Annotated in this window: 14 protein-coding genes and 1 pseudogene; 11 read left to right on the top strand and 4 right to left on the bottom strand. The window is 71.3% G+C overall.

Features of this window, described 5'->3' with window-relative positions:
• Positions 1-47: 47 nt before the first annotated feature.
• Positions 48-509, top strand: a complete 462-nt coding sequence (locus AB0C73_RS17880; RefSeq protein WP_362530600.1) for a peptidase inhibitor family I36 protein — start codon at positions 48-50, stop codon at positions 507-509.
• Here AB0C73_RS17880 and AB0C73_RS17875 read toward each other — a convergent pair.
• Together AB0C73_RS17875 and aceE are read right to left on the bottom strand one after the other, a co-directional pair.
• Complete coding sequence (locus tag AB0C73_RS17875) at positions 490-1,248, bottom strand: potassium channel family protein (protein ID WP_362530994.1); 759 nt, start codon at positions 1,246-1,248, stop codon at positions 490-492. The genes AB0C73_RS17880 and AB0C73_RS17875 overlap by 20 nt on opposite strands.
• 131 nt (positions 1,249-1,379) lie before the next feature.
• Positions 1,380-4,112, bottom strand: coding sequence for a pyruvate dehydrogenase (acetyl-transferring), homodimeric type (aceE, locus tag AB0C73_RS17870; RefSeq protein ID WP_362530597.1), 2,733 nt, complete (start codon positions 4,110-4,112; stop codon positions 1,380-1,382).
• Positions 4,113-4,548: 436 nt separating this feature from the next.
• On the opposite strand from aceE, the gene AB0C73_RS17865 reads away from it, so the two are divergent.
• The 6 genes from AB0C73_RS17865 to AB0C73_RS17840 all read left to right on the top strand — a co-directional run bounded on the left by AB0C73_RS17865 (position 4,549) and on the right by AB0C73_RS17840 (position 9,123).
• The gene (locus AB0C73_RS17865; RefSeq protein ID WP_362530595.1) at positions 4,549-4,971 is read left to right on the top strand and encodes a DUF3052 domain-containing protein; all 423 of its coding nucleotides are present in this window, start codon (positions 4,549-4,551) and stop codon (positions 4,969-4,971) included.
• Between the two features lie 178 nt (positions 4,972-5,149).
• On the top strand, positions 5,150-5,632 hold the full coding sequence (locus AB0C73_RS17860; RefSeq protein ID WP_362530592.1) for a peroxiredoxin: 483 nt from the start codon (positions 5,150-5,152) through the stop codon (positions 5,630-5,632).
• Between the two features lie 68 nt (positions 5,633-5,700).
• Positions 5,701-6,276, top strand: coding sequence for a TerD family protein (locus AB0C73_RS17855; RefSeq protein WP_356063160.1), 576 nt, complete (start codon positions 5,701-5,703; stop codon positions 6,274-6,276).
• A 178-nt stretch (positions 6,277-6,454) separates the two neighbouring features.
• A complete protein-coding gene (locus tag AB0C73_RS17850) occupies positions 6,455-7,030 on the top strand; it encodes a TerD family protein (RefSeq protein WP_362530589.1) in 576 nt (191 codons plus the stop codon).
• Positions 7,031-7,069: 39 nt separating this feature from the next.
• The gene (locus AB0C73_RS17845; RefSeq protein ID WP_362530991.1) at positions 7,070-8,218 is read left to right on the top strand and encodes a DUF475 domain-containing protein; all 1,149 of its coding nucleotides are present in this window, start codon (positions 7,070-7,072) and stop codon (positions 8,216-8,218) included.
• 167 nt (positions 8,219-8,385) lie between these two features.
• Positions 8,386-9,123 (top strand): Tellurium resistance, encoded by a 738-nt coding sequence (locus tag AB0C73_RS17840; RefSeq protein ID WP_362530586.1) that lies wholly within the window; start codon positions 8,386-8,388, stop codon positions 9,121-9,123.
• A 48-nt stretch (positions 9,124-9,171) separates the two neighbouring features.
• Here AB0C73_RS17840 and AB0C73_RS17835 read toward each other — a convergent pair whose 3' ends face one another.
• Positions 9,172-10,068, bottom strand: a complete 897-nt coding sequence (locus AB0C73_RS17835) for a TerD family protein (RefSeq protein WP_362530583.1) — start codon at positions 10,066-10,068, stop codon at positions 9,172-9,174.
• Positions 10,069-10,223: 155 nt separating this feature from the next.
• Between AB0C73_RS17835 and AB0C73_RS17830 the strand changes: the two genes are divergently transcribed.
• From AB0C73_RS17830 to AB0C73_RS17815, 4 genes and pseudogenes are all read left to right on the top strand, one after another.
• Complete coding sequence (locus AB0C73_RS17830) at positions 10,224-11,501, top strand: HpcH/HpaI aldolase/citrate lyase family protein (RefSeq protein WP_362530581.1); 1,278 nt, start codon at positions 10,224-10,226, stop codon at positions 11,499-11,501.
• Between the two features lie 33 nt (positions 11,502-11,534).
• Positions 11,535-14,516 carry a phosphoribosyltransferase gene (locus tag AB0C73_RS17825; RefSeq protein WP_362530579.1) on the top strand — a complete coding sequence of 994 codons (2,982 nt, stop codon included), beginning with the start codon at positions 11,535-11,537 and terminating at the stop codon, positions 14,514-14,516.
• A 41-nt stretch (positions 14,517-14,557) separates the two neighbouring features.
• Positions 14,558-15,475, top strand: a complete 918-nt coding sequence (locus AB0C73_RS17820) for an HAD family hydrolase (protein ID WP_362530989.1) — start codon at positions 14,558-14,560, stop codon at positions 15,473-15,475.
• 25 nt (positions 15,476-15,500) lie between these two features.
• Positions 15,501-15,743 (top strand): annotated as a pseudogene (locus tag AB0C73_RS17815) (helix-turn-helix transcriptional regulator); the annotation flags it as partial.
• Between the two features lie 11 nt (positions 15,744-15,754).
• Here the strand turns inward: AB0C73_RS17815 and AB0C73_RS17810 are convergent.
• Positions 15,755-15,964, bottom strand: a complete 210-nt coding sequence (locus AB0C73_RS17810; RefSeq protein ID WP_362530576.1) for a zinc ribbon domain-containing protein — start codon at positions 15,962-15,964, stop codon at positions 15,755-15,757.
• Positions 15,965-15,983: the final 19 nt, after the last annotated feature.

The raw sequence follows: 15,983 nt of genomic DNA, 5'->3' as shown, positions 1-15,983 counted from the left end.
CGCCATGCTCTTGGTTACAGAGAGTTACGAAACGGGGGTTCACCTGCATGTATACGAAGACGCTTCTGGCCGCAGGAGTACTGCTGACCGCCCTGGTGGCGATCCCGGCCCAGGCCGCACCGGCCGCCGTGCCGGCCACAGCCCCGGCCACGGCGCCGGCCACTGCCCCGGCCACGGCGCCAGCCACTGCACCGGCCGCCGCGCCGAGGGCGGCTTCCGGAGTCGCCCTCGGGGCCTGCGGGCCCGGCCAGCTCTGCCTGTGGCCCAAGGCCGACTTCAAGGGCAAGGCCCAGACGCACGAGCTGGCGGCGGTCGACATCGAGAGCTGCGTCGCCCTGCCGCCCGGCACCAGCGCCCAGTCCCTGGCCAACCGGACCGGGCGGCCGGTCACCACGTACCAGTCCGCGGAGTGCGCGGAGACCGGGGAGTTCGAGACCTATCCGGGGAAGGGGGTGTGGGTGCCGCAGTCGCCCTATCAGGTACGGGCGTTCAAACTCTGGGAGCGATAGGGGCGGGGACCGCCTCGGACTCGGCGGGCGGCGGCGGGGGCGAGAGGCGCGCGACCTCGGCCCGCAGCGCCCGCACCTCGGCGGTCAGCGCCTCCAGGAGCTCGGTCTGCCGGCGCTCGACCTCGTCGTCCCGGTCGAAGCGGGAGATGAACCAGGCGGCGATGTTCGCGGTCACCACACCGAGCAGGGCGATCCCGGACAGCATCAGGCCCACCGCGAGCACCCGGCCCAGGCCCGTCGTCGGGGCGTGGTCGCCGTAGCCGACCGTGGTCATCGTGGTGAAGGACCACCAGACCGCGTCCCCGAGCGTCTTGATGTTGCCGTTCGGCGCGTCGCGCTCCACATGGAGCACGGCGAGCGAGCCGAACATCATCAGTCCGACCACCGCGCCCGCCACATAGGTGGTGAGCGTTATCTGCGGGGCCATCCGGGCCCGCCGGCCCACCAGGAGGAGAGTGGAGACCACCCTGAGCAGCCGCAGCGGCTGCACCATCGGCAGTATCACCGCGAGCAGATCCAGCGGATGCGAGCGTACGAAGGCCCACCGGGCCGGCGCGAGCGCGAGCCGGACGAGGTAGTCCAGGGCGAACGCGGCCCACACCGCCCACTCCACATGGGTGCACAGCCGGTGCACCCAGGGGTCGGCGTCGGGCGCCACGATCGGTACGGCGTAGGCCACGCCGAACACCACCGCGAGCGCGAGCAGCGGCGTCTGGATATGTCGTTCCCAGCGTTCCATCACGCCGGGCATCGTAGGCAGGCCCGCGCCCCGTAAGGGGCGCGGGACCGTGACGCCATGCGGCTCCGCCGCGTGGGCGCGACCAGCCACGACGTACCCGCACCCGGCCTCCTGCTCTCCCGGCGGAGCGACTACGCGTCGCCTCCCGCGGTGCCCGGGTCGGCCGCCGCGACGTCCAGGAGCCGGTAGCGGTCCACGGCCTGCTTCAGGGCCGAGCGGTCCACCTTGCCGTCGCGGGCGAGCTCGGTGAGCACCGCGAGGACGATCGACTGGGCGTCGATGTGGAAGAAGCGGCGGGCCGCGCCGCGGGTGTCCGCGAAGCCGAAGCCGTCCGCGCCGAGCGAGGTGTAGCGGCCCGGCACCCAGCGGGAGATCTGGTCCGGCACCGAGCGCATCCAGTCGGAGACCGCCACGAACGGGCCCTGGGCGTGCTGCAGCTTGCGCGTCACGTACGGCACGCGCTGCTCCTCGTCCGGGTGGAGCAGGTTGTGCTCCTCGACGGCCACGGCCTCGCGGCGCAGCTCGTTCCAGGAGGTGGCGGACCAGACGTCGGCGCGGACGTTCCAGTCCTCGGCGAGGATCCGCTGCGCCTCCAGGGCCCACGGCACGCCCACGCCGGAGGCCATGATCTGCGCGGGGACCGCGCCGGACTCGCCGCGCCGGTAGAGGTGGATGCCCTTGAGGATGCCGTCCACGTCCACGTCGGCCGGCTCGGCCGGGTGCTGGATCGGCTCGTTGTAGACCGTCAGGTAGAAGAAGACGTCCTCGGACTCCGGGCCGTACATGCGGCGCAGACCGTCCTTGACGATGTGCGCGATCTCGAAGCCGAAGGCCGGGTCGTAGGCGACACAGGCCGGGTTGGTCGAGGCGAGGAGGTGGGAGTGGCCGTCGGCGTGCTGGAGGCCCTCGCCGGTCAGCGTGGTGCGGCCGGCGGTGGCGCCGAGCACGAAGCCGCGGGCGAGCTGGTCGGCCATCTGCCAGAACTGGTCGCCGGTGCGCTGGAAGCCGAACATCGAGTAGAAGACATAGACGGGGATGAGCGGTTCGCCGTGCGTGGCGTAGGCCGAACCGGCGGCGATCAGCGAGGCGGTGCAGCCCGCCTCGGAGATGCCGTCGTGCAGCATCTGGCCGGTCGGCGACTCCTTGTAGGAGAGCAGCAGTTCGCGGTCCACCGCCTCGTACTGCTGGCCGAGCGGGTTGTAGATCTTGGCGCTCGGGAAGAAGGAGTCCATGCCGAAGGTGCGGTACTCGTCGGGCGCGATCAGCACGAAGCGCTTGCCGAGCTCCTTGTCCCGCATCAGGTCCTTGAGCAGCCGGACGAAGGCCATCGTGGTGGCGATGGACTGCTGGCCCGAGCCCTTCTTCACCGCGGCGTAGGCCTGGTCGCCGGGCAGGACCAGCGGCTTGGCACGGACCACACGGGTGGGCACGTACCCGCCGAGCGCCTTGCGGCGGTCGTGCATGTACTGGATCTCCTCGGAGTTCCGGCCCGGGTGGTAGTAGGGCGGCAGGCCCTCCTCCAGCTGCTTGTCGGTGATCGGGATGTGCAGCCGGTCGCGGAAGCGCTTGAGGTCGTCGACCGTCAGCTTCTTCATCTGGTGGGTGGCGTTGCGGCCCTCGAAGTTGGGTCCGAGCGTCCAGCCCTTGACGGTCTTGGCGAGGATCACCGTCGGCTGGCCCTTGTGGGCCTTGGCCGCGGAGAAGGCCGCGAAGATCTTCTTGTGGTCGTGACCGCCGCGGCCCAGGTGCAGGATCTGGTCGTCGGTCATGTTCTCGACCATGGCCCGCAGCCGCTGGTCGTCGCCGAAGAAGTGGTCCCGGATGTAGCCGCCGGTCTCCGTCGCGTACGTCTGGAACTGCCCGTCCGGCGTCGTGTTCATCCGGTTGACCAGGATGCCGTCCCGGTCCTGCGCGAGCAGCGGGTCCCAGGAGCGGTCCCAGATCAGCTTGATGACGTTCCAGCCGGCGCCGCGGAAGACCGACTCCAGCTCCTGGATGATCTTGCCGTTGCCGCGCACCGGGCCGTCGAGGCGCTGGAGGTTGCAGTTGACGACGAAGGTCAGGTTGTCGAGGTTCTCCCGGGCCGCGAGGGTCAGCTGGCCCAGCGACTCCGGCTCGTCCATCTCGCCGTCGCCGAGGAAGGCCCACACGTGCGACTTCGAGGTGTCGGCGATGCCGCGCGCCTCCATGTAGCGGTTCATCCGGGCCTGGTAGATCGCGCCGAGCGGGCCGAGGCCCATCGACACGGTCGGGAACTCCCAGAAGTCCGGCATCAGCCGCGGGTGCGGATAGGAGGACAGACCGTTCGGGAACCTCGACTTCTCCTGGCGGAAGCCGTCGAGCTGAGCCTCGTTCAGCCGGTCGAGCAGGAAGGCGCGGGCGTAGATGCCCGGGGAGGCGTGCCCCTGGAAGAAGATCTGGTCGCCGCCGTCGCCCTCGTCCTTGCCGCGGAAGAAGTGGTTGAAGCCGACGTCGTAGAGGGAGGCCGAGGACGCGAAGGTGGCGATGTGGCCGCCGACGCCGATGCCCGGACGCTGGGCGCGCGAGACCATCACGGCCGCGTTCCACCGGGTGGCGTTGAGGACCTTGCGCTCGATCTCCTCGTTGCCGGGGAAGAAGGGCTCGTCCCGCGTCGCGATGGTGTTGACGTAGTCCGTGCTGCGCATCTCCGGAACGGCGACCCGCTTCTCGCGGGCCCGCTCGATCAGGCGCAGCATGAGGTAGCGGGCCCGCTCCCGGCCCCGCTCGTCGACGGCGGCGTCCAGGGAGTCGAGCCATTCCCGGGTCTCTTCGGGGTCGAAATCCGGGACCTGGCTGGGAAGGCCGCCAATGATGATCGGGTTGCGATCGGATGCGGAAGCCACGCTGTTCCTTCGCTGGTCGGTGGAGCCCGGGGGACGGAAGACCCCGCAGGGGCCGGGATGTTCATCGTGTACCCCGCCGACGGCAAACGTCATCTTTACCGGGCGGTAACCCTCGCGGGGCGCCCAGGCGTGTCCTGGGCCGCCCCAGTCCGGTCAAATCGCAACCTTACGCTCATCCCGCGCATGCGTTTCGGCAGTACGTTCGGCAGACTGAAGCCGCAGAGGCCCACAAGCTGGGGCGAAGCGTGCACGTCTCGTCACGGAACGCGACGGGTGTTCGCCGGAAGTTGCGGCGAGACGGCCCCAAACGTCACCGTTTCGGCGGTCTCATCGGCCGGGTACTTGCGCGATCCGCCCCGGCACGTGTGGACTACGGCCAGCGCCGCGCGCCCGCGCGTGGTGAGGCATTTTCCGATACATGAGCAGGAGGCAAGCCGTGAGCGCGACCGCGGACCACGCGGAGGAGCGGACCAACCCGGCAGCGAGGCTGGGGTTCGAGCCCGGACAGGTGGTCCAGGAGATCGGCTACGACGACGACGTCGACTTCGATCTCCGTGAAGGCATCGAGTCCCTTATCGGCCAGGAACTCGTGGACGAGGACTACGACGACGTCGCCGACGTCGTGCTGCTGTGGTTCCGCGACGAGGACGGTGATCTCACCGACGCCCTGGTGGACGCCATCGGCTTCCTTGAGGACGGCGGCCAGATCTGGCTGCTGACCCCGAAGACGGGCCGCGACGGCTACATCGAGCCGAGCGACATCAACGATGCCGCGCAGACCGCTGGTCTCACACAGAGCAAGAGCATCAGCGTCGCCAAGGACTGGGTCGGCACCCGACTCGGCACCCCGAAGCGCTGATCACCCACGAACGCTGCGCCGAGCCCCCGCCGGACCCTTTCCGGCGGGGGCTCCGCGCATCCGGGGCACGTGTCCCGCTCGGCGGGGGGCTCCGCGCATCCGCCGCCGGCGCACCCTTAGGGTGGGTTTCACCGTTTCGGCCCAAGGGCTGGGCCGTCGGCGAAGGGATGCGTACGGGATGGCGATCGAGATCGGCGCACAGGCCCCCGACTTCGAGCTGAAGGACAACCACGGCCGCACCGTGCGGCTCTCGGATTTCGCCGGGGGCCCCGCGGGGAGCAAGAACGTGGTGCTCTTCTTCTACCCCTTCGCCTTCACCGGCGTGTGCACCGGCGAGCTGCGCGTCCTGCGCGAGCGGGCCGGCGAGTTCGTCAACGACGACACCCAGCTGCTCGCCGTCTCCGCCGACTCCATGCACACCCTGCGCGTCTTCGGCGAGCAGGAGGACCTGGAGTTCCCGCTGCTCTCCGACTTCTGGCCGCACGGCGCGGCCTCCCGCGCGTACGGCGTGTTCGACGAGGACAAGGGCTGCGCGGTGCGCGGCACCTTCGTCATCGACAAGACCGGCATCGTCCGCTGGTCCGTCGTCAACGCCCTGCCGGACGCCCGCGACGCCGACGCGTACGCCAAGGCGCTCGCCACCCTGGGAACCCGTCACTAGGATCCATTCGTTGATCCGATGCCAACGCACGACGGGGGCGCTGCCCCTGGAAACCAATGGAGGGACTCGTGGGAGTCAGCCTCAGCAAGGGCGGCAACGTCTCGCTGACCAAGGAGGCCCCTGGCCTCACCGCCGTCACCGTCGGTCTGGGATGGGACGTCCGCACCACCACCGGTACGGACTTCGACCTGGACGCCAGCGCCATCCTGGTGAACGAGGCGGGCAAGGTCCGCAACGACCAGGACTTCGTGTTCTTCAACAACCTGAAGAGCGCGGACGGCTCGGTCGAGCACACCGGCGACAACCTCACCGGTGAGGGCGAGGGCGACGACGAGCAGGTCAAGGTCAACCTGGCCGCGGTTCCGGCCGATGTCGCCAAGATCGTCTTCCCGGTGTCGATCTACGACGCCGAGAACCGCCAGCAGTCCTTCGGTCAGGTCCGCAACGCGTTCATCCGCGTCGTGAACCAGGCCGGCGGCGCCGAGATCGCCCGGTACGACCTCTCCGAGGACGCCTCGACCGAGACCGCCATGGTCTTCGGCGAGCTGTACCGCAACGGCGCCGAGTGGAAATTCCGCGCCGTCGGCCAGGGCTACGCCTCCGGCCTGCGCGGCATCGCGCAGGACTTCGGCGTCAACGTCTGAGCCGCGCACCCGACACCGTCCGGCGCCGCACCCTCCGTGCGGCGCCGGACGTGCCTGTGGCACGCACGGACGTGCCTCCGGCGCGAACGCACCTGCCTGCAGCACGGGCAGACGTGCCTGCGATCCAGGCAGACGCGCCTGCAGCACCAACAGCCTGACCGGGGAGGAAACCACCGTCATGGGCGTCACGCTCGCCAAGGGAGGCAATGTCTCCCTCTCCAAGGCCGCACCCAACCTCACCCAGGTCCTTGTGGGTCTCGGCTGGGACGCGCGCTCCACCACCGGAGCCCCCTTCGACCTCGACGCCAGCGCGCTGCTGTGCCAGTCGGGGCGGGTGCTCGGGGACGAGTACTTCGTCTTCTACAACAACCTCAAGAGCCCCGAGGGCTCCGTCGAGCACACCGGTGACAACCTGACGGGCGAGGGCGAGGGCGACGACGAGTCGCTGATCGTCGACCTCACCAAGGTCCCGGAGCGGTGCGACAAGATCATCTTTCCGGTCTCGATCCATGAGGCGGACAATCGCGGCCAGACCTTCGGCCAGGTGAGCAATGCCTTCATCCGCGTGGTGAACCAGGCCGACGGTCAGGAACTCGCGCGTTACGACCTCTCCGAGGACGCCTCCAGCGAGACCGCGATGATCTTCGGCGAGCTGTACCGGTACAACGGCGAATGGAAGTTCCGGGCCGTGGGACAGGGGTACGCGTCCGGTCTGCGCGGCATCGCTCTAGACTTCGGGGTCAACGTTTCGTAAAGCCGCGTAAAGACGGTAAAACTCACGATGGGGAAGACAGTGGTTCTGAAAACCTTCGGCTGGTCGTTCGCGATCACCGCCCTCGGCCTCGCGGCCGCGGTGCTCTACGGGGGGTGGGAGGCTTTCGGAGTCGTCGCCATCCTCTGCATCCTCGAGATCTCGCTCTCGTTCGACAACGCGGTGGTCAACGCCGGAATCCTGAAGAAGATGAATGCCTTCTGGCAGAAGATCTTCCTCACGGTCGGCGTGCTCATCGCCGTCTTCGGCATGCGCCTGGTCTTCCCCGTCGTGATCGTCGCGATCAGCGCCAAGATCGGCCCGATCGAGGCCGTGGACCTCGCGCTCAACGACGCCGACCGCTACCAGCAGCTGGTCACCGACGCGCACCCGTCGATCGCCGCCTTCGGTGGCATGTTCCTGCTGATGATCTTCCTCGACTTCATCTTCGAGGAGCGTGACATCCAGTGGCTGCGCTGGATCGAGCGCCCGCTGGCCAAGCTCGGCAAGGTCGACATGCTGTCGGTCTGCATCGCGCTGATCGTCCTGCTCGTCACCTCGATGACCTTCGCGACCCAGGCCCACCAGCACGGCGGCGTCCACGTCGACAAGGCGCAGACGGTGCTCATCTCCGGCATCGCCGGCCTCATCACGTACCTCGTCGTCGGCGGTCTCTCCGGCTACTTCGAGAACAAGCTGGAGGAGGAAGAGGAAGCCGAGCACGAGGCCGAGGAAGAGGCCAGGCGCACCGGCAAGAAGGTTCCTGCAGTGGTCCTCGCCGGCAAGGCCGCCTTCTTCATGTTCCTCTACCTGGAGGTCCTCGACGCCTCCTTCTCCTTCGACGGGGTCATCGGCGCCTTCGCCATCACCAACGACATCGTCCTGATGGCCCTCGGCCTCGGCGTCGGCGCCATGTACGTGCGGTCCCTGACCGTCTACCTGGTCCGCCAGGGCACCCTCGACGACTACGTCTACCTGGAGCACGGCGCCCACTACGCGATCGGCGCCCTGGCCGTGGTCCTCATGATCACCATCCAGTACGAGATCCCCGAGGTCGTCACCGGCCTCATCGGTGTCGCGCTCATCGGCTGGTCCTTCTGGTCCTCCGTGCGGCGCAACAAGGCGCTCGCGGCGGCCGAGGGAAAAGCTGACTCCTCGGACGACAAGACCGAGGTGCCGTCCGGGGTGTGACACCCCCGACAATGAGGAACGCTTCACTGCGGGGCGGCCGGGAGCACCCGGCCGCCCCGCGGCGTGTGTGCGGCACAAGGCCGACGGCACACGGCCGCCGGCACAGGCCGACGGCGCAGGTCCGGGGTGGGCCGGAGCGGACGAACGATGGTGGGGGTGGCGAAGCCGTGGGCTTCTTCGACAATCTCTTTCCGGGGCGGGGAGAACCGTTCGACGCGGGGGGCTCGGCCTCCGGCTCCATCGACCTGACCCGCCGCCGCCCCAGCGTCTCCCTCACCAAGCAGGGCGCCGCCACCGGCAACCTCCGGGTCAACCTCTCCTGGCGGATGCGCGCCTCCGACATCGAGAGCGGCCGCCGCCAGTCCAGCAGCCTGCTGCGCCACCCGCTGCGGCTCTTCAAGCCCGAGGAGGTGCAGGCGCACACCCAGGGCATGGTCAACGTCGACCTCGACCTCGGCTGTCTCTACGAGCTCGCCGACGGCAGCAAGGGCGTGGTGCAGCCGCTCGGCGGCTTCTTCGGCGACATCAACGAGCCGCCGTACGTGAAGCTCAGCGGCGACGACCGGTTCGGCGCCCCCTCCGGCGAGACGATCTTCGTCAATCTCGACCACCGCGACGAGATCAAGCGCCTGCTGTTCTTCGTCTACATCTACGACCAGACGCCGGCCTTCGACCGCACCCACGCCAAGGCCACGCTCTACCCGAGCAACGGCCCGCGCATCGAGATCGAACTCGACGAAGCGGCCCCGCAGGCCCGCTCCTGCGCGATCTTCAGCCTGGAGAACGTCAAGGGCGAGCTGGTCGTCCGGCGCGAGGTGCGCTTCGTGTACGGCTTCCAGGCCGAGCTGGACCGGCTGTACGGCTGGGGCCTGCAGTGGGGCCGCGGCTACAAGTCCAAGACCTGAGCCGCGGGCCGTCAGCCGCGGGCCGTCCTGCCCGGCTCGGTGCCAGGCTCAGCGTCCGACGAACTGCGGGCCCATCGGCGGCATCCGGAACTCGGGCGCCGCGTGCGGGTAGCCGTACGCGGGTGCGGGCAGCGGTGCCGCGACGGGCTGGGGATAGCCGTACGCGGGCGCCGGAGCCGTCGCCGGGGGAGTGGTCGGCTGCGGCGGTACGACCGGGGGCGCCGGTACGGGCCCGGGCGCGGGCCCGGCGGCCTCGGCGGGCGGCTGCACCATCGTGGCGTCCGGGTCGTGCGGCGGCGCCGCGGTGGCGGCCTCCGGGGCCTGGGCCGGGGCTTCGGACGCGGGCCCGGCGGCCTCTGGCCCGGCGGCCTCGGGGGCGCCCTCCGCCGCGTCGTCGACCGAGACCCCGAAGTCCGTCGCGAGCCCCACCAGACCGGTCGGATAGCCCTGCCCGACCGCCCGGAACTTCCAGCCCTCGCCGCGCCGGTACAGCTCGCCGCAGATGATCGCGGTCTCCTCGCCGGTCTCCGCCGACACGTCGAACACCGCGAGCGGCTCGCCGCCCGCCGCGCCCGGGGCCGCGTCGTACAGCATGATCCGCAGATCGGTGACCGCCCGGAACGAGCCGCCGTCCGAGGAGGCCGCGATCACGACCTGGTCGACCGACGCCTCCAGGGCGCCCAGATCGGCCTCGACCATGTCCGTCAGACCCTCCGGGCCGCGCTTCTTCGCCAGCTTGCGGACGAGCCCCGAGGGGTGCCGCGGCTGGTTGTAGAAGACGAAGTCCTCGTCCGAACGCACACGTCCGTCCGCACCGAGCAGCAGGGCCGAGGCGTCCACGTCGGGCACGCCGGGTCCCGGTGTCCAGCGGAGCACGGCCCGTACGGCCGCGGTGTCGAGAGGGACGTTGGAGCCCTTCAGCATCGCGTGCGTCATGCCGGTCATCTTCCCTGCCCACCCGCCCCCAGGACAACGCGGGGGGTCTGGAAGCGGACGAGTTACCTGAACTTCACGTACGTGGGGAACTATGGACACCCTTGCCTACGTACTATTACCGGCCACATGTCGTCAGGGCCGTCCACGTAGTCGGGGGAGAACAAATGCGTCATTTCGGGCACATCCCGGCCGATGTGCGGTCCGGTCTGTTCCATCAGGAGCCGGCCGCCTTCACGGCGGACTCGCCCGCGTCCACGCTCGCCACGGCCCTCGGCGCCACGCTCTACAGCCCCGCCACCCGGCCGCGCCTCGCCGACGACATACGCAAGCAGGCCGCCCGCGGGGTCGTCTCGATGGTCCTCTGCCTGGAGGACTCGATCAGCGACGCGGAGGTCGAGGCGGGCGAGGCCAATCTGGTCCGCCAGTTCGCCGAACTCGCGGCGGGCGCTGGGGCTGCCGGTGACGGGGGTACAGGGGCTGCCGGGGGCGGGCGTACCGGGGGCGGCGAGGAGGCCCGGGAAGCCGCGGGCGCCGGCCAGGGCGCGGACGGCGCGGGCGCTCTGCCACTGCTCTTCATCCGGGTCCGCGAGCCCCGCCAGATCACCGACCTGGTCGCCCGGTTCGGCGAGACGGTCCACCTGCTGTCCGGATTCGTACTGCCCAAGTTCACCGAGACCCGCGGCCGCCCCTTCCTCGAAGCCCTCGCCGAGGCCGAGCGCTCCTGCGGCCGTCGGCTCTTCGCCATGCCCGTCCTGGAGTCCCCCGAGCTGCTCCACCTGGAGACCCGGGCCGAGACCCTGGCCGGCATCGCCGCCCTCACCGACAAGTACCGCGAGCGGATCCTCGCCCTCCGCCTGGGCGTCACCGACTTCTGCTCCAACTACGGGCTGCGCCGCTCGCCCGACATGACCGCGTACGACGTCCAGATCGTCGCCGCCGCCATCGGCGACGTCGTCAACGTCCTCGGCCGCGCCGACGGCACCGGCTTCACCATCACCGGCCCCGTCTGGGAGTACTTCCGCACCGGCGAGCGCATGTTCAAGCCACAGTTGCGCCGCAGCCCCTTCATGGCGGGCCGCGTCGACGACCTGCGTACCGCGCTCATCGAGCACGACATCGACGGACTGCTGCGCGAGATCGAACTCGACCGCGCCAACGGCCTGCTCGGCAAGACCTGCATCCACCCCACCCACGTGGTGCCGGTGCACGCACTCTCCGTGGTCACCCACGAGGAGTTCAGCGACGCCCAGGACATACTGCGGCCGGAACGCGGTGGTGGCGGGGTGCTCCGTTCCGCGTACACCAACAAGATGAACGAGGTGAAGCCGCACCGCGCCTGGGCCGAACGGACCCTGCGACGCGCCGAGGTCTTCGGCGTGGCCCGCGAGGACGTGGGCTTCGTGGAGCTGCTCACCGCCGGCCTCGCCGTTGCGACCGGCTGACGAGCTGACGAGCTGACGGACTGACGAAGGGACATGGACGACGTGGTGTGGACCGGAACCTGGGTCGCGGAGCGACTGGGCGTCGAACTGATCGGCGACGAGAAGCTGCCCGACCTGCTGGGCCTCGCACTGCGCCGCAACCCCAAGCGGGCCCATCTGCTGGTGTCCAACGTGCTCGGCAAGCACGTGCCGCAGCGCCCGAGCGTCGTCTACGGCGCGGGGTACGAGCTGGGCGTACGGGTACGGGCGCTGCTCGGCGACGCGGAGGCCGCCCGGTCCGTCGTCCTCGGCTACGCCGAGACCGCGACCGGCCTCGGCCACTCCGTCGCCGACGGCCTGGGCTCCGCCCCGTACCTCCACTCCACCCGCCGCCCCGTCGAGGGCGTGCCGAGCGCCGGCGGCTTCGAGGAGTCCCACTCCCACGCCACCTCCCACCTCCTCCTCCCCGAGGACCCGAAGCTGCTCGCGGGCGGCCCGGGGTCGGGCCCGCTGGTCCTCGTCGACGACGAGTTCTCCACCGGCAACACCGTCCTCAACACCATCCGCGACCTCCACGAGCGCTACCCGCGCGAGCGTTACGTGATCGTCGCCCTGGTCGACATGCGCTCGGCCGCCGACCTGGGCCGCCTGGAGGCCTTCGGCGGCGAGATCGGCGCCCGCATCGACCTGATCACCGGCGCGACCGGCACGGTCCTCCTCCCGGACGGCGTCCTGACGAAGGGCCAGCAGATCGTGGCGGCCCAGGAGGCACGGACGCCGGCGAACACGACGGCTGCGCCCCCGGCGGACCGTGTGACCCTGGCTGCCCCTGCGGTCCCGGCGGCTCCGGCTGCCCCTGTGACCCCGGCGGCTCCGGTTGTCCCTGCGGCCCCGGCGGACCGTGTGACCCCGGCGGCCCCTGCGGCCCCGCTCGGCCCCGCCTCAGGCGAGGCCGGGCCGTCCGGTGCCGCCGATCCGGCTGGGTCCGCCTCCAGCGAAGTCGGGCTGGCTCTGCCGTCCGCGCCGGGGGCCGCGCCCGCCCCTGACGGGGCCGCGCAGACCGCGCCGTCAGGGACCACCGGCCCTGCCGCCGTACCCGCCCCCCGTGCGCCGCGCCGCGCCCCGTCCCGGATCTCTCTCGCCTGGCCGCCGGCGATACCGGACGGCGGCCGCCACGGCTTCACCCCGGAGCACCGGGGTGCCCTGGAAGAGGCCCTGCCGGACATGGCGGCGAGGATCGCGGAGGCGCTGGAGGACGCGGGCTCGCCCCCCGGGCAAGGGGCCGGCGCGGCCGCGCCGGCCGCCGGGGCGCAGCTCCCGACCGCCGCGAGCCCGTCGGCGCCCGTCGGCGCTCGGCCGACTGCCGGCCCCTCCGCCCCGTCCGTCACCCCCCGCGTCCTCGTCCTCGGCTTCGAGGAGCTGATGTACGCGCCGCTGCGGCTGGCCCTCGCCCTGGAGCGGGCGGGGGTGGACGTGCGGTACTCGACCACCACGCGCTCGCCCGTGCTCGCCGTCGACGATCCCGGGTACGCCATAAGGACCCGGCTCGCCTTCCCGGCGCACGACGTGCCCGCCGACGGGCCCGGGGAACGGTACGCGTACAACGTGGCGGGCGCCGGGTTCGACGCGGTCGTCGCCGTCGTCGACTCCGTCGCCGACACCCCCGAGCTGCACGCGCCGGACGGACTGCTCGCGCAGCTCGCCGCGCACATACCGCACGTCGTACTGGCCGTCGTCCCGTCCTACACGCCGTCGCCGATTCCCGAAGCTCCCGCTCCCGAAGCTCCCGCTCCCGAAGCTCCCGCTCCCGAAGCTCCCGCTCCCGAAGCTCCCGCTCCCGATGCTCCCGAAGCTCCCGAAAGGAGCTCCATGCTGCCCGAGCCCCTCCGTGGCCCCGCCTTCTCCTCGTACGCGCCGGAGGAGGTCGGCTGGCTGCTCCAGGACCTGTCCGAGGTGGAGCTGGAGGCCCCGACCGAGGAGCGCGAGGAGGCGATCCAGAGCGGCGGCGCGCACTACGCGGAGTCGCTGCCGGTGGAGTACCAGCCGAGCGCGCGCTACCAGGAGCTGTTCCACACGGCCCTGGACGCCTCCGCCGCCCGCATCGCCCGCGCCGTCGGCACGGTCACGGAGACCGTCCTGGCGGAACGCGGCCCCCGCCCCGTCCTCGTCTCGCTCGCCCGTGCCGGCACCCCGGTCGGCGTCCTGATGCGCCGCTGGGCCCAGCACCGGCACGGCCTCGACCTGCCCCACTACGCCGTGTCGATCGTGCGCGGCCGCGGCATCGACGCCAACGCGCTGCGCTGGCTCGCCGCGCACCACGATCCGGCCGACGTCGTCTTCGTCGACGGCTGGACCGGCAAGGGCGCCATCACCCGCGAACTCACCGAGGCCATCAGGGAGTTCGACGAGGTCAACGGGTCCGCGTCCGCCGGCTTCGTGCCGGAGATCGCGGTGCTCGCCGACCCCGGTTCGTGCGTCCGCACCTACGGCACCCGCGAGGACTTCCTCATCCCCTCCGCGTGCCTCAACTCCACCGTCTCCGGCCTGATCTCCCGCACCGTGCTGCGCGCCGACCTGGTCGGCGCGCACGACTTCCACGGCGCCAAGTTCTACCGCGAACTGGCCGGCGCCGACGTGTCCACCGCCTTCCTGGACGCCGTCGCCGCCCGCTTCGACGAGGTCGCCGACGCCGTCGGCACCGAGGTCAAGGAGCTCCTCGCCGCCGACCGCACGCCCACCTGGGAGGGCTGGGCGGCGGTGGAGCGGATCAGCGAGGAGTACGGCATCCACGACGTGAACCTGGTCAAGCCCGGCGTCGGCGAGACGACCCGCGTGCTGCTGCGCCGCGTGCCCTGGAAGATCCTGGCCAAGCGGGGCGCGGACGCCGACCTCGCGCACGTACGGCTGCTCGCCGAACAGCGCGGGGTGCCGGTCGAGGAGGTCGACGAACTGCCGTACAGCTGCGTGGGGTTGATCCACCCCCGGTTCACCCGCGGGGCGACCGGCGCCGACGGCAAGGCGGTGGTGTCCGAGTGACCAGCGCCAACAGCGGCGTGAGCGCCGCCACCGGCACCGACGTGAGCACCGGCTCCGCCACCTCCGCCGCCTCCGCCACGGGCGCCACCGTCCTCGTCGCCAGCGACCTCGACCGCACCCTCATCTACTCCACCGGCGCCCTCGCCCTCGGCATGCCCGACCCGCAGGCCCCCCGCCTCCTCTGCGTCGAGGTCCACGAGGCCAAGCCGCTCTCGTACGTCACCGAGCGCGCCGCCGCCGAACTGCGCGCGCTCGCCGCCGAGACGGTCTTCGTGCCGACCACCACCCGCACCCGCAAGCAGTACCAGCGGATCTCACTGCTCGGCGGCGATCTCGCCCCCCGGTACGCGATCTGCGCCAACGGCGGACACCTGCTCGTGGACGGCGTCTCCGACCCCGACTGGCACGCCGAGGTCCGGCGCCGGGTCGACGACGCGTGCGCGCCGCTGTCCGAGGTCCGCGCCTACCTCACCGCCACCACCGACCTGTCCTGGGTGCGCAAGCACCGCGTCGCCGAGGACCTGTTCGCCTATCTCGTCGTCGAACGCGAACGGCTGCCCCAGGACTGGCTCGACCGGTTCACCGCGTGGGCGGGCGAACGCGGCTGGACCGTCTCGCTCCAGGGCCGCAAGGTGTACGCCGTGCCCCGGCCGCTCACCAAGAGCGCGGCCATGCGCGAGGTCGCCCGCCGCACCGGCGCCACCCTCACCCTCGCCGCCGGCGACTCGCTCCTCGACGCCGATCTGCTGCTCGCCGCCGACCGGGCCTGGCGCCCTGGCCACGGCGAACTCGCCGACACCGACTGGGGCGCGCCGCACGTGACGGCGATGGCCGCGCGGGGCGTCGCGGCGGGCGAGGAGATCGTCCGCGCCTTCCGCGCGGCGGCCCGGGAGCACACCCGGGAGCACACGTCGCCCCGGCTCAACGGCGCCCCCGCCGCGCTCCCGGACCCGGCCTGACCACCCGGGGGACGGCCGCAGGAGCCGCCGCCTGCTCGTCCGCTCCTCGCACGCCGACCCGCTGGCGCGCCTGACCGCGCGCGAGAGCGAGGTCCTGGCGGCGATGGCGCAGGGGCACACGAACGCGGCGGTCGCGGCGCGGCTGCATGTGTCGCAGAGCGCGGTGGAGAAGCACATCAACGCGATCTTCGACAAGCTGGAGCTGACGGGCCGGAGCGAGGGTTACAGCAAGCGGGTGCTCGCGGTGCTGAGGTACCTGGACAGCTAGAGCCTGCTTGGTCAGCCGCAGCAGCCTCCGCCGCAGCACCCGCCACCGCCGGAGGCCTTGGGGTGTGCGGCGGCGGTCCCGCCCACGGCCACGGCCGACAGCAGCTTGACGGTGTCGTCGTGCCCGGCGGGGCAGGCGGCGGGGGCGGCGGACTCGGCCATGGGACGGCTGAGCTCGAAGGTGTCGCCGCAGGTCCGGCAGCGGTACTCGTAACGAGGCATGGCCACAGGTTACGGGGTG

Origin of the sequence: Streptomyces sp. NPDC048623, assembly GCF_040650755.1 — a bacterium.
Taxonomy (GTDB): Bacteria; Actinomycetota; Actinomycetes; order Streptomycetales; family Streptomycetaceae; genus Streptomyces.
The sequence above is the reverse complement of the archived record's forward strand: the minus strand, read 5'-3'. Positions and strand labels throughout refer to the sequence as shown.

Coding starts and splice junctions, on each gene's coding strand:
- AB0C73_RS17830 (WP_362530581.1), top strand. CDS start 10,224: ATGCGTCATTTCGGGCACATCCCGGCCGATGTGCGGTCCGGTCTGTTC.
- AB0C73_RS17835 (WP_362530583.1), bottom strand. CDS start 10,068: ATGACCGGCATGACGCACGCGATGCTGAAGGGCTCCAACGTCCCTCTC.
- AB0C73_RS17825 (WP_362530579.1), top strand. CDS start 11,535: ATGGACGACGTGGTGTGGACCGGAACCTGGGTCGCGGAGCGACTGGGC.
- AB0C73_RS17850 (WP_362530589.1), top strand. CDS start 6,455: ATGGGCGTCACGCTCGCCAAGGGAGGCAATGTCTCCCTCTCCAAGGCC.
- AB0C73_RS17810 (WP_362530576.1), bottom strand. CDS start 15,964: ATGCCTCGTTACGAGTACCGCTGCCGGACCTGCGGCGACACCTTCGAG.
- AB0C73_RS17860 (WP_362530592.1), top strand. CDS start 5,150: ATGGCGATCGAGATCGGCGCACAGGCCCCCGACTTCGAGCTGAAGGAC.
- AB0C73_RS17880 (WP_362530600.1), top strand. CDS start 48: ATGTATACGAAGACGCTTCTGGCCGCAGGAGTACTGCTGACCGCCCTG.
- AB0C73_RS17875 (WP_362530994.1), bottom strand. CDS start 1,248: ATGGAACGCTGGGAACGACATATCCAGACGCCGCTGCTCGCGCTCGCG.